Origin of the sequence: Bacteroides sp. MSB163, assembly GCF_036416795.1 — a bacterium.
Classification (GTDB): Bacteria; Bacteroidota; Bacteroidia; order Bacteroidales; family Bacteroidaceae; genus Bacteroides; species Bacteroides maternus.
This window is the reverse complement of sequence record NZ_CP143867.1, coordinates 2,938,837-2,952,669: the sequence shown is the minus strand read 5'-3', so window position 1 is coordinate 2,952,669 and position 13,833 is coordinate 2,938,837. Positions and strand designations below refer to the sequence as shown.

The 13,833-nt window shown below is 48.0% G+C and carries 12 protein-coding genes; 11 read left to right on the top strand and 1 reads right to left on the bottom strand.

Going from position 1 to position 13,833, the window contains the following annotated elements:
* Window positions 1-9: 9 nt before the first annotated feature.
* The 11 genes from VYM24_RS10845 (at window position 10) to VYM24_RS10795 (ending at window position 10,872) form a co-directional block, all read left to right on the top strand.
* On the top strand, window positions 10-387 hold the full coding sequence (locus tag VYM24_RS10845) for a hypothetical protein (protein ID WP_291554305.1): 378 nt from the start codon (window positions 10-12) through the stop codon (window positions 385-387).
* Between the two features lie 113 nt (window positions 388-500).
* Window positions 501-854 (top strand): NADH-quinone oxidoreductase subunit A, encoded by a 354-nt coding sequence (locus VYM24_RS10840; RefSeq protein WP_007212460.1) that lies wholly within the window; start codon window positions 501-503, stop codon window positions 852-854.
* Window positions 842-1,435 carry an NADH-quinone oxidoreductase subunit B gene (locus VYM24_RS10835; RefSeq protein WP_007215268.1) on the top strand — a complete coding sequence of 198 codons (594 nt, stop codon included), beginning with the start codon at window positions 842-844 and terminating at the stop codon, window positions 1,433-1,435. The genes VYM24_RS10840 and VYM24_RS10835 overlap by 13 nt, the downstream gene beginning before the upstream one ends.
* A gap of 30 nt (window positions 1,436-1,465) precedes the next feature.
* Entirely contained in the window at window positions 1,466-3,058 is a 1,593-nt protein-coding gene (locus VYM24_RS10830) for an NADH-quinone oxidoreductase subunit D (RefSeq protein WP_330942120.1), read from the top strand.
* A gap of 172 nt (window positions 3,059-3,230) precedes the next feature.
* On the top strand, window positions 3,231-4,307 hold the full coding sequence (nuoH, locus tag VYM24_RS10825; RefSeq protein WP_149926082.1) for an NADH-quinone oxidoreductase subunit NuoH: 1,077 nt from the start codon (window positions 3,231-3,233) through the stop codon (window positions 4,305-4,307).
* Between the two features lie 91 nt (window positions 4,308-4,398).
* Complete coding sequence (locus VYM24_RS10820) at window positions 4,399-4,887, top strand: 4Fe-4S binding protein (RefSeq protein ID WP_291554300.1); 489 nt, start codon at window positions 4,399-4,401, stop codon at window positions 4,885-4,887.
* A gap of 101 nt (window positions 4,888-4,988) precedes the next feature.
* A complete protein-coding gene (locus VYM24_RS10815) occupies window positions 4,989-5,504 on the top strand; it encodes an NADH-quinone oxidoreductase subunit J family protein (RefSeq protein ID WP_291554298.1) in 516 nt (171 codons plus the stop codon).
* A 12-nt stretch (window positions 5,505-5,516) separates the two neighbouring features.
* A complete protein-coding gene (nuoK, locus tag VYM24_RS10810; protein ID WP_217715168.1) occupies window positions 5,517-5,825 on the top strand; it encodes an NADH-quinone oxidoreductase subunit NuoK in 309 nt (102 codons plus the stop codon).
* A gap of 98 nt (window positions 5,826-5,923) precedes the next feature.
* The gene (gene nuoL, locus VYM24_RS10805; RefSeq protein ID WP_291554294.1) at window positions 5,924-7,813 is read left to right on the top strand and encodes an NADH-quinone oxidoreductase subunit L; all 1,890 of its coding nucleotides are present in this window, start codon (window positions 5,924-5,926) and stop codon (window positions 7,811-7,813) included.
* Window positions 7,814-7,855: 42 nt separating this feature from the next.
* Window positions 7,856-9,334, top strand: a complete 1,479-nt coding sequence (locus VYM24_RS10800; RefSeq protein ID WP_330942119.1) for a complex I subunit 4 family protein — start codon at window positions 7,856-7,858, stop codon at window positions 9,332-9,334.
* A gap of 95 nt (window positions 9,335-9,429) precedes the next feature.
* On the top strand, window positions 9,430-10,872 hold the full coding sequence (locus tag VYM24_RS10795; protein WP_299093044.1) for an NADH-quinone oxidoreductase subunit N: 1,443 nt from the start codon (window positions 9,430-9,432) through the stop codon (window positions 10,870-10,872).
* 96 nt (window positions 10,873-10,968) lie between these two features.
* Here VYM24_RS10795 and VYM24_RS10790 read toward each other — a convergent pair whose 3' ends face one another.
* A complete protein-coding gene (locus VYM24_RS10790; RefSeq protein WP_330942118.1) occupies window positions 10,969-13,755 on the bottom strand; it encodes a sensor histidine kinase in 2,787 nt (928 codons plus the stop codon).
* Window positions 13,756-13,833: the final 78 nt, after the last annotated feature.

The following is a 13,833-nucleotide window of genomic DNA, read 5'->3' as shown; positions in this document are numbered from 1 at the left end:
AGTAGTTGAATGAAACAGTGCATAAAATACTTTATGATTATCCTACTCGGCGTATTATTATACGACGGTGCAGCTCAGGCGGCGGGTATATCGTGCACTTTGATAAGCAACGGCAGCGAACGCTGTTTCCTTTCTCAGGCTCCTACCTCACATCAGCAAAACATTCGTAATATATACAATCATTTCTCGTCCATGCCCTTATATATGGACAATGTGGACAGCACACAGGTGCCCGGCAACAAGAGTTTTTTCATTTTGCTGAATTACTTCCGGATGTACTGGCTGGCTGATTCGCCGACTAGCAATCCGTTGTTGCATTCCGCTTTCTATCCTGTGCCCGATCCACTCTCCTATTATGTATTCGGGCTGAGAAAGATAATCATTTGATAAACTAAGTCAGGCAAGTTCTACAGACTTGCCAAGGTCCGTCGAAGGCAATTCAGAGGTATTGCTACCTTCGACTAACTATCCTATTATACATCTAAAAGTTAATTAGATTTATGAACTTTACTTTGTTAGTAGTCGTCTTGCTGACGGCAATTGCTTTCGTGGGTATTGTTATCGCGTTGTCCAAGGCGATATCCCCCCGTTCGTACAATCCACAGAAGATGGAAGCGTACGAGTGCGGTATTCCTACCCGTGGTAAATCATGGATGCAGTTCCGGGTGGGTTACTATCTGTTTGCCATCCTGTTTCTGATGTTCGACGTGGAGACGGTATTTCTGTTTCCATGGGCAGTCATTGCCCGCGACCTGGGAATAGCGGGATTGCTTAGTATCTTATTTTTCTTACTTATCCTGGTATTAGGACTTGCCTACGCATGGCGGAAAGGAGCATTGGAATGGAAAGAATAAAAAAGCCCAAAATAAAGTCTATCCCGTATGAAGAATTTACGGATAATGAAACGTTGGAGAAACTCGTTCGCGAACTTAATGCCGGAGGTGCCAATGTCGCCCTCGGCGTACTGGACGATTTCATCAACTGGGGACGCAGCAATTCGCTGTGGCCGCTTACGTTTGCAACAAGCTGTTGCGGTATCGAGTTCATGGCACTGGGTGCCGCGCGCTATGACATGGCGCGTTTCGGATTTGAAGTAGCCCGTGCCAGTCCGCGCCAGGCAGATATGATTATGGTGTGCGGAACTATCACAAATAAGATGGCGCCTGTCCTGAAACGCCTATACGATCAGATGCCGGACCCGAAATACGTGGTTGCCGTGGGTGGATGCGCCGTTAGCGGCGGACCGTTCAAGAAATCCTATCACGTAGTGAATGGAGTAGATAAGATTCTACCGGTGGATGTGTACATCCCGGGATGTCCCCCCCGTCCGGAAGCGTTCTACTACGGCATGATGCAGTTGCAACGCAAAGTGAAGATAGAGAAATTCTTCGGCGGAGTGAACCGGAAGGAACCGAAACCGGATAGTGACGAGTGATGAGCTACAATAACGAAACATAATCAAAATATGGATAATATACGATTTATAGAACCTGCGGACTTGCATGCCGAAATGCTCCGCCTGCGCCAAGAACAGCAGATGGACTTTCTGGAATGCCTGACCGGTATGGACTGGGGAGAAACAACCGACAAAGACACGCCGGACACGCCGCGTGGTTTAGGAGTGGTTTATCATCTGGAATCTACCACTACCGGAGAACGTTTAGTCGTACGCACCGCTACCTTGGACCGCGAGAATGCCGAGTTACCCAGTGTCAGTGACATCTGGAAAGCAGCTGATTTCCTGGAGCGTGAAGTATACGATTTCTACGGCATCGTCTTCATTGGACATCCCGACATGCGCCGCCTCTACCTGCGTAACGACTGGGTAGGATACCCTATGCGTAAGGACAATGATCCGGAAAAGGACAATCCGCTACGTATGGACAATGAAGAAACCATTGATACCACTACCGAACTGGAACTTAACCCGGATGGTACAATAAAGAATAAAGAACTGATACTCTTCGGAGACGAAGAATATGTTGTGAACATCGGTCCGCAACACCCTGCCACGCACGGCGTAATGCGTTTCCGTGTATCACTGGAAGGTGAAACCATCGAGAAGATAGACGCCAACTGCGGCTACATCCACCGGGGTATCGAGAAGATGTGCGAAAGCCTCACCTACCCGCAGACATTGGCACTGACCGACCGTCTGGATTATCTGGGCGCACATCAGAACCGCCACGCCCTTTGCGCATGCATCGAGCAGGCTATGGGCATTGAAGTGAGCGACCGCGTGAAGTATATCCGTACCATCATGGACGAATTGCAGCGTATAGACTCTCACTTGCTGTTCTACTCCTGCCTGGCAATGGACCTTGGTGCCCTGACCGCGTTCTTCTATGGCTTCCGCGACCGTGAGAAGATACTCGACATCTTCGAGGAAACCTGTGGCGGACGCCTTATTATGAACTACAACACCATCGGTGGCGTGCAGGCCGACCTGCACCCCAACTTCCAGCGCCGAGTGAAAGAGTTTATCCCCTACCTGCGTGGCATCATCCACGAATATCATGAGGTGTTCACCGGCAACGTCATCGCCCGGCAACGTCTGAAAGGCGTAGGAGTACTGAGCCGTGAAGATGCCATCGCTTTCGGAGCTACAGGTGGCACAGGACGTGCCAGCGGCTGGGCTTGCGATGTCCGTAAACGCCATCCCTACGGAGTATACGACAAAGTGGACTTCAAAGAAATCGTTTATACCGAAGGCGACTCCTGGGCACGCTACATGGTTCGTATGGACGAAATCATGGAAAGCATGAATATCCTTGAGCAGCTCATTGATAACATCCCCGAAGGCCCGTATCAGGAAAAGATGAAACCCATCATCCGTGTACCCGAAGGTCAGTATTATACTGCCGTAGAAGGTAGCCGCGGCGAGTTCGGCGTCTTCCTGGAAAGCCACGGCGACAAGACTCCGTACCGTCTGCATTTCCGTTCCACGGGATTACCGCTGGTAAGCACCGTAGATACCATTTGCCGCGGAGCAAAGATTGCCGACCTGATTGCAATCGGGGGAACGCTGGATTACGTAGTGCCAGATATTGATAGGTAGTGTAAATGAAGAATGATGAATTAAGAATGAAGAATTAAAGAGTGCAACAGTACAGCATAATATTCTTCCTCTTAATTCGTAAGCCTGATAAATAATTAAATCAAAGAATGAATACACCATCACCCGCATGGTAATTCTTCATTCTTCATTATTAATTCTTAATTTAAATAACGTGTTTGACTTTAGTATAGTAACCAATTGGATACACCAGACGCTGACTTCCCTGATGCCGGAAGGTCTGGCGATATTCCTCGAATGTGTAGTGATAGGCGTGTGCATCATTCTGATGTATGCCGTACTCGCCATCATTCTGATTTACATGGAGCGCAAGATATGCGCTTTCTTCCAGTGCCGTCTCGGTCCGAACCGTGTGGGTAAATGGGGTAGCATTCAGGTCATCTGCGACGTGTTGAAAATGCTGACCAAAGAAATCTTCACTCCGAAAGCTGCCGACCGTTTCCTATACAACCTGGCACCGTTCATGGTGATCATAGCTTCATTCCTGACATTTGCCTGCCTCCCTATTAATAAAGGTATGGAAGTGCTGAATTTCAATGTAGGTGTATTCTTCCTGCTGGCAGCATCCAGTATAGGTGTATTAGGTATTCTGCTGGCCGGCTGGGGATCCAATAATAAGTTTTCATTGATCGGAGCCATGCGAAGCGGAGCACAGATCATCTCGTACGAGTTGTCTGTAGGACTGAGTATATTGACTATGGTAGTGCTGATGGGTACGATGCAGTTCTCTGAAATTGTAGAAGGACAGGCTGACGGATGGTTCATCTTCAAAGGACACATTCCGGCAGTGATCGCTTTCGTTATCTACCTGATAGCCGGAAACGCGGAGTGTAACCGTGGTCCGTTCGACTTGCCGGAAGCTGAAAGTGAACTGACGGCAGGATACCACACCGAATATAGCGGTATGCACTTTGGTTTCTTCTATCTGGCCGAATATCTGAACCTGTTTATCGTAGCCGGCGTGGCTGCCACCATCTTCCTGGGCGGCTGGATGCCGTTTCATATTGTAGGGCTGGATGGCTTCAACGCCATAATGGATTATATTCCGGGCTTCATCTGGTTCTTCGGCAAGGCATTCTTCGTAGTATTCCTGCTGATGTGGATTAAATGGACATTCCCCCGCTTGCGTATCGACCAGATCCTGGCATTGGAATGGAAGTATCTGGTACCCATCTCGATGGTAAACCTCATTCTGATGGTACTGATTGTTGTATTTAAACTGCACTTTTAGCCGGCGTAGCGCCAGAACAGGGTTTCCCTTCGGACCGGCATAGCGCCGGAGCAGGGTTTCCCTTCGGATAAATATTAAATATAAAGAGATAATGAAAGATAAGAACGAAACATACAGTTATTTGGGCGGACTTGTGCATGGCATCGGCTCCTTGCTGACGGGTATGAAGACTACCATGGCCGTCTTCTGCCGCCGGAAAGTGACAGAGCAATACCCGGAGAACCGTGCGACGCTGGAGATGTTCGACCGTTTCCGCGGTACGCTGACCATGCCGCACAATGACCGGAACGAACACCATTGCGTAGCATGCGGGCTGTGCCAGATAGCATGTCCCAACGATACCATCAAAGTAACAAGTGAAATGATAGAGACTGAGGACGGCAAGAAAAAGAAGATATTGGTAAAGTATGAATACGACCTCGGTTCGTGCATGTTCTGCCAACTTTGTGTCACTGCTTGTCCGCACGATGCGATTACGTTTACTACAGACTTTGAGCATGCGGTGTTCGACCGTACAAAGCTGGTGAAGACGCTGAACCATCCGGGCAGTCATGTAGAAGAGAAAAAGAAACCGGAGTAATTCAATTCCCACCCCCTCCGACTCCCCCGTTATCGGGGGAGAGCAACCTCCCGGGAGGAGGAGAATAAAGATAGAATCAAGAATAATAAAGTAAAAAGAATATGGAAATAACCCTTGAAACCGTAGTATTCTACTTTCTGGCAGTGTTCATCAGCGTGTGTTCCATTCTCACTGTGACTACACGCCACATGGTACGCTCGGCAACGTATCTGCTGTTCACGCTTTTCGGCACGGCAGGTATCTACTTCCTGCTGGGCTACACATTTCTAGGTTCGGTACAAATCATGGTTTATGCCGGCGGTATTGTTGTGCTCTACGTCTTCTCCATCCTGCTGACCAGTGGCGAAGGAGACCGTACTACCGACAAGTTGAAACGTAGCAAACTGTTGGCCGGTCTGGGCGCAACCGTAGGTGGCGCCATCATCGTGGTGTTCATTACGCTAAAACATAAATTCCTCGCTACTACCGATCTTGTACCGTTGGAAATTAACATCAAGACTATCGGGCACTCTATGCTGAGTAGTGACAAATTCGGTTATCTGCTTCCCTTCGAGGCAGTCAGCATCCTGTTGCTGGCATGTATCGTAGGTGGGTTGGTGATTGCACGTAAACGCTAAAAACAATTGATTATGATTCACATGGAATATTATCTGATAGTTTCGGCTATCATGTTTTTCGCCGGTATCTATGGGTTCTTCACCCGCCGCAACACACTGGCGATACTTATCAGCATCGAGTTGATACTGAATGCCACGGATATCAACTTCGCAGTGTTCAACCGTTTCCTTTTCCCCGACGGAATGGAGGGGTACTTCTTCGCCCTGTTCTCCATCGCCATCTCGGCCGCCGAAACGGCAGTAGCTATCGCGATTATGATCAACATCTACCGCAATATACGAAGCATTCAGGTAGGCAAGCTGGACGAGTTGAAATGGTAGCCTTACTGCACAAGCATCTTTTGCAGTACTGTGCAAGCACCCTTTGCAGTACGCTTGATATAGATAATGAAAATAATAACTGATAAAATGAAGTATATATGGAATATACAATTCTAATCCTGCTCCTCCCCTTGCTCTCCTTCCTCACGTTGGGGATTGGCGGCAAATGGATGACGCACCGGACGGCAGGCATCATCGGTACCACGGTACTGGCTGTGGTAGCCCTGCTGAGCTACGCCACTGCCTGGCAGTATTTCTCCGCTCCGCGTCTGGCGGACGGCACTTTCGCCACACTGATGCCTTATAATGTGACGTGGTTGCCCTTTACCGAGACGCTGAGCATTGACCTGGGTATCCTGCTCGACCCTATTTCCGTGATGATGCTTATCGTCATCTCCACCGTGTCGCTGATGGTACATGTGTACTCTTTCGGCTACATGAAAGGTGAGCGCGGATTCCAACGTTATTATGCATTTCTCAGCCTCTTTACCATGTCCATGTTGGGACTGGTGGTGGCTACCAATATCTTCCAGATGTACCTGTTCTGGGAGTTGGTGGGTGTTTCGTCTTACTTGCTCATCGGTTTCTACTATACCCGGCCGGCGGCTGTCGCTGCAAGCAAGAAAGCGTTCATCGTTACCCGTTTTGCCGACCTGGGTTTCCTGATCGGTATCCTCGTTTATGGTTATTATGCCGGAACTTACACCTTCCAGCCCAGTGAAATGGCATTGCTGAAAGGTGGCGCGGTAATGATACCCCTGGCTCTCGGACTGATGTTCATCGGCGGTGCTGGAAAGAGCGCCATGTTCCCGTTGCACATCTGGCTGCCGGATGCGATGGAAGGCCCGACACCGGTCAGCGCATTGATTCATGCAGCGACCATGGTGGTAGCCGGAGTTTACCTTGTGGCGCGAATGTTCCCGCTGTTCATCGGTTATGCACCCGACGTGCTGCACCTGGTAGCTTACGTCGGAGCGTTCACTGCATTCTATGCCGCTTCGGTAGCTTGTGTACAGAGTGACATCAAACGTGTGCTGGCATTCTCCACGATCTCACAGATTGGCTTTATGATGGTGGCACTGGGAGTTTGCACTTCCGCTGATCCGCATCATGGCGGTCTGGGTTATATGGCCGGCATGTTCCACCTGTTCACGCACGCTATGTTCAAGGCATTGCTCTTCCTCGGCGCAGGTAGCATTATCCATGCGGTACACAGCAATGAGATGTCCGCTATGGGTGGACTGCGCAAGTACATGCCTGTGACGCATATTACGTTCCTGATTGCTTGTCTTGCCATCGCAGGTATTCCTCCGTTCTCCGGTTTCTTCTCTAAAGATGAGATATTGACAGCATGCTTCCAGTTCAGTCCCGCAATGGGCTGGATTATGACAGTGATTGCTGCAATGACGGCATTTTATATGTTCCGCCTTTACTATGGTATCTTCTGGGGCAAAGAGAATAAAGAGCTTCATGCTGAACATACTCCCCACGAAAGTCCGTTAACTATGACTATCCCGCTGATGTTCCTTGCCGTTGTTACTATCGGAGCCGGTTTCATCCCCTTCGGTAAATTCATCTCTTCCAACGGTACGGCTTACGAGATTCATCTCGACTGGGCGGTAGCGGGTACCAGCATTGCTATAGCCGTTATCTCCATCGCGATTGCCACAGCCATGTACGCACGGGCAAAGCAACCCGTTGCCAATGCCCTTGCTCGTCGTTTCCGCGGATTATGGACAGCTGCCTATCATCGCTTCTATATCGATGAAGTGTACCAGTTCGTGACTCACAAGATAATCTTCGGTTGCATCTCCCGCCCCATCGCCTGGTTCGACCGCCACGTAGTAGACGGTTTCTTCAACTTCCTTGCCTGGAGTGCCAATGCCACCAGTGATGAGATACGCGGTCTGCAAAGTGGACAAATTCAACAGTACACTTACGTATTCCTATTGGGTACGCTGGCGTTGATATTGTTATTGCTGCTATAGTAGAGAAATGTAATTCGTAAATAGTAAATAGTAATTATAAAAATGAACATATTAAGTATTTTTGTTCTCATCCCCCTGTTGATGTTACTTGGTCTCTGGCTGAGTCGCAACATCAGGCAGATACGCACGGTGATGGTGACAGGTGCATCGGCATTAGTATTGGCCGCTGTAGGCCTGACCATTGCTTATCTGCAAGCGCGTGCCGCCGGAGACACAGCCGAAATGCTCTTCCGCGCGGATGTACCTTGGTATCCGGCACTCAACATACACTACTCCGTGGGAGTAGACGGCATTTCAGTAGCCATGCTGTTGCTCTCTGCCATCATCGTTTTCACCGGTACTTTCGCCTCCTGGCGCCTGCAACCGTTGACGAAAGAATATTTCCTTTGGTTCACCCTGCTCTCTCTGGGGGTGTTCGGCTTCTTCATTTCTACGGACCTGTTCACCATGTTCATGTTCTATGAAGTAGCGCTGATTCCGATGTACCTGCTTATCGGTGTATGGGGATCGGGACGTAAGGAATACTCTGCCATGAAACTGACACTGATGTTGATGGGTGGTTCCGCATTCCTGCTTATCGGAATTCTGGGTATCTATTTTGGTTCCGGTGCCACCAGTATGAACCTGCTGGAAATTGCCCAATTGCATAATATTCCTATCGAACAGCAACGCATCTGGTTCCCGCTTACCTTCCTCGGTTTCGGTGTACTCGGTGCATTGTTCCCGTTCCACACATGGAGCCCCGACGGTCACGCTTCGGCGCCTACTGCCGTAAGTATGCTCCATGCAGGTGTACTGATGAAACTTGGTGGTTACGGTTGTTTCCGCATCGCCATGTATCTGATGCCTGAAGCTGCTCAGGAACTCGGCTGGATATTCCTGATACTGACGGGTATCTCCGTTGTCTACGGTGCCTTCTCGGCCTGTGTACAGACAGATTTGAAGTATATTAACGCCTACTCTTCCGTATCTCACTGCGGTCTCGTGCTCTTCGCCATCCTGATGATGAACCAAACGGCTTGTACCGGTGCTGTCCTGCAAATGCTCAGCCACGGATTGATGACTGCCCTGTTCTTTGCCCTCATCGGTATGATATACGGTCGTACCCACACACGTGACGTGCGTGAGCTTTCGGGATTGATGAAAATCATGCCTTTCCTTGCTGTCTGTTACGTCATTGCCGGACTTGCCAATCTCGGACTTCCGGGACTCAGCGGTTTCGTTGCCGAGATGACCATCTTCAACGGTGCTTTCCAGCATGCGGATGTTTTCCACCGTACGTGGACTATCATTGCCTGCACCAGTATCGTGATTACCGCAGTCTATATCCTCCGGCTGGTTAGCAAGATATTGTATGGTACTTGCACCAACAAGCACCATCTGGCACTGACTGACGCCACCTGGGATGAGCGCACTGCCGTGATTATTCTCATCGTCTGCGTTGCAGGTCTCGGTCTTGCTCCGTTATGGATCAGCAATATGATCGGAGACAGTGTGCTACCGGTAGTCAGCGCATTTTAATGAAGAACTAATAATGAAGAATGAAGAATTATCGCACGGCATCATAGCACAGCCAAATTCTTCATTCTTAATTCTTAATTATTAATTTAATAGATATGGATTATTCCCAATTCCTTATTCTCAAAGAAGAGCTTTCGCTGATAGCTGTCATCGTGATTCTCTTCGTGGCCGACCTCTTCATGAGCCCTGACGCTCATAAGAAGGACGGTAACCCACGGCTCAATACCATGCTGCCCGTCGTGTTGCTCACGATACACACGTTAATTACCATCATCCCCGGTCCGGCTGCCGATGCCTTCGGTGGCATGTACCATAACGCCCCGATACAAAGCATCGTGAAGTCCATCCTCAGCGTAGGTACGCTGATTGTTTTCCTGATGGCACACGAGTGGCTGAAGCTGCCGGACACCATCATCAAACAAGGTGAATTCTATATGCTGACACTCTGCACGTTGCTGGGTATGTATTTCATGATTTCCGCAGGACACTTCCTGATGTTCTTCATCGGACTGGAAACAGCAAGTATCCCGATGGCTGCATTGGTTGCTTTCGACAAGTACCGCCATCACTCTGCCGAAGCCGGTGCCAAATACATCCTCACCGCACTTTTCTCCAGCGGACTGTTGCTTTATGGCATCTCTCTTATTTACGGAACGGTAGGCACTCTCTATTTCGATGATATCCCGGCCCACCTGGACGGCAACGCCCTGCAAATAATGGCATTTGTCTTTTTCTTCTCCGGCATGGGATTCAAGCTTTCCCTTGTTCCTTTCCACCTCTGGACGGCAGACGTGTACGAAGGTGCCCCGAGCGTAGTAACCGCTTATTTGAGTGTTATTTCCAAAGGATCGGCAGCTTTCGTATTAATGACTATCCTTATCAAGACATTCGCCCCGATGGTGGATCAATGGCAGGAAGTTCTTTATTGGGTTATCATAGCTTCTATCACCCTTGCCAACCTTTTCGCCCTACGCCAGGAAAACCTGAAACGATTGATGGCATTTTCCAGTATCTCGCAGGCAGGATACATCATGTTGGGTGTGATTGCCGGAACCGGGCAGGGTATGGCATCATTGGTGTATTATGTACTTATTTACATGTTCGCCAATCTCTCTGTATTTGCAGTGATTACGATTATCGCCCTGCGCGCCCATCGCTTCACTCTTGAAGAGTATAACGGACTGTACAGTACCAATCCGAAACTGGCATTCCTCATGACGCTTGCCTTGTTTTCATTGGCAGGTATTCCTCCGTTCGCAGGCTTCTTCTCGAAGTTCTTTATCTTCGCGGCAGCTTTCCAGGGCGGTTTCCATCTGTTGGTGTTCATCGCATTGGCAAATACGATTATTTCACTCTATTACTATCTGAAGATTGTGAAGTCCATGTATATCAACAAGAGTGATGAGCCTATCGCCACTTTCCGCAGCGATAACTACACGCGTGCCAGCCTTGTCATCTGTACGCTCGGCATTATTGTATTGAGCCTTGCGAGCGTGGTTTATCAGAACATCGACAAGTTCTCGTTCGGACTGAATTAGTTAAAGCTACGAGCTACAAAAGCTACAAGCTACGAGTGCCTTGCGGTGTGATAGCGCAGCCACTCGTAGCTTGTAGCTTTGTAGCTTGTAGCTGAATTATTCCAGCGGCAAGATAAACCAGAATGTTGAGCCTTTGCCCAGCTCACTATCCACGCCAATCTTACCTCCCAATTGCTCGATGATGCTCTTGCTGATGGAAAGTCCCAGTCCTGTGCCCTGTACAAACGAGTTCAGCTTAATGAAACGGTCGAATATCTTATGACAGGCTTCGGGAGCAATACCAATGCCCGTATCCGCCACATACACCCGCAGGTGTTTTTCATCCGGTTTGTCAAATCCTATCCGGATGCTACCCGTAGTGGTGAACTTAATGGCATTATTTATAAAGTTGGAAACTACCTGATTCAAGCGGTTAGGATCGCTGACAATGACACATTGCGGCAAGGTCGGCTCAAAAATAAGTTCCACTCCCGGTTTCACTCTCAACTGCATGGAGCGTGCAAGATCTCCGCACAAAGTATTGATGTCGAAATCCCTGAACTTAAAGTCAAAAGTTCCCGCCTCTATCTTCGACAGATCCAGAATATCTGAAATCAGCTGCAGCAGAAGTTCATTATTCTCTTCCACCATCTTTGAGTATTCCTGTTTTTCTCCCTGATCTTCCGTCTCCACCAGTAAACTTGAAAAGCCTACGATGGCGTTCAGCGGTGTACGTATCTCGTGGCTCATATTTGCCAGGAAAGCACTCTTCAGGCGGTCTGCCTCTTCGGCTTTCTCTTTGGCTTCAATCAGCTTTCGTTCCGTTTCCTTCAACTCGGTGATATCATAATTGACGCCGATTAGCTCGATCAGACCGTTCTCTGGATCATACCGATTGAGCACTACATTCATACGTACCCAATTCCATTGATTCAATGTTCCGGGTTTGAGCACGCGCATCTCACTCTTGAAACTCGTAGCTTCCCCTCGTTTGGCCTTCTCAAAGAAAGCCAGTACACGTGCCCTGTCTTGTGGGTACATTTTATTATAAATTCCTACCACTTCTGCCAATGGCGTATCTTCATCTTCACCCATATTCTTATACCATTGCTTGATGGCATATCCATCACGGGTAAGCAGGTTCAGCTTGGCATAGCCTACCTTGGCATATTCTGAAATCAGCAGGAAGAAGTTCTCAAAATCATGTATCCGGTTGATGGAATTGATACGTTCCGTATTGTCTATATTGATAAGTACAAAACCATTATTATCCCCCTGGTTATCGTATATCTTACTTACTTTCGTATAAAGTTCTATTCCGCCTTTCTTCTCCGATTCATAATAATCGCTCACATTGGAGAATTCATAGTCCTGCGAAAAGTCAAGTTCATCTTCCACTTTCACCCTTTCACGGATATCGGGCGGCACATTCGGATTCTCATAGAAGTTCACTCCAAGCGTACTTGATTTGTCCTTAATCCCAAATATCTCCATATCCTTGTTATTAAGATCTATCAGTATCCCATCCTTATTATAAATCTCCACACCGACAGGGATGTTGGAAAAGAGATTTCGCAATAGTTTCTCGCTGTGATCCAAAGCCATATACGTACGGCGCATCTCGGTGACATCCATATAGAGACAAACCAACTCATCCGGTTCGGGAGAATAAATAATGCAATGACAAGTCTTCTTTGACTCTTCGAAATATTCATCCAGTTCCCTGTACAGGCCATGCTTATGTATATCTGTAAGAATCCGAAGCTTGATTGACAGTTTGTCCGGGGAATAGATTTCTGAAGCAAAACGCCCTTTATATCTTTCTAAAGGCGAACCGCACAAATCAGCACTGAACTGATTGGCATCTGTGATAAGATAGTCATAAGGTTCACCTTCTTCATCGCAAAGAATGGAAAGGCGTACATAGCCCATGGGCATATACTTATAGAGATTGCTCAGAAAATTACGTTCACGGTCGGCCTCATCTCTGGCAAGACGCAAGCTGATACAAATATTAATGATATCGGCTAAAGAGGAGAACCATTGATAGTCTTCATTCGTCCATTTATAGTACCTGTCTACCAAGTCAATACCGATATATCCCCACACCCGTTCGGTATTCCGGAGAGGAACCACCATGAGTGACTTTATATTCTGCATAGCAAGTATCTCAGACTCCTGACGTGCTACCCGTGGCAAATCCGATAGAGTATTCAATAGGATAGGTTTACCTGCCAACATTTGTTTAAGCCACCACTCCATGCCATTGGTCGGAATCTTTTGCAGCATATCTATTTCAGGACTAACCCCGTCAGCCACTACCTCGTAAGTACAACTTTGAATACGATAGCCGGTATCGTATTCCACTATATAGACACGTCCGCCATGAAAGAGTTCGAGGACATCTTTCAATACTCCCGAAATAACTTCACTCAGGCTCTTATCCTTCAGAAAACTACGTAAGGACTGGGACACAGAATGCTGTCGGAACAACAATTCATTAAACTGTTTCAGTATATCACCGGATTGCGCGTCCGTAGGAATATCGACCAGTTGAAGGATACCAAATGCCTTTGGATGCCCATCTTCTGTCAGCCACTTTTCGCCCAGACGGGAACGAACCCACACAATGCCTTGTGAAGAGTAGACAGGAAAAGTTTGCTCATATACCTCGATTTCCTCTATCGAAAGGAATTCACGTGTGATGCGGCAACGGTAATCTTCACGAATCAGTTGGCCGAACTGGCGAAAAGTCAAAGTGTCTCCCTCCAAGCCTAACAAATTACAAACATATTCGGAACAAAGATATTCCCCCGTAGCGAAGTCTGCTTCCCACCAGCCTATTTGTCCAACAGATGAAAGGAGCTGAAAACGTTTTGCCTCATGGGATTGGTTGCCACTCATACTATTTGTGCTTTTAATATTCGTAAATAACGCAAAGATAATGCTTACTTATTAATTTCCGCTCTATTCACACCAACA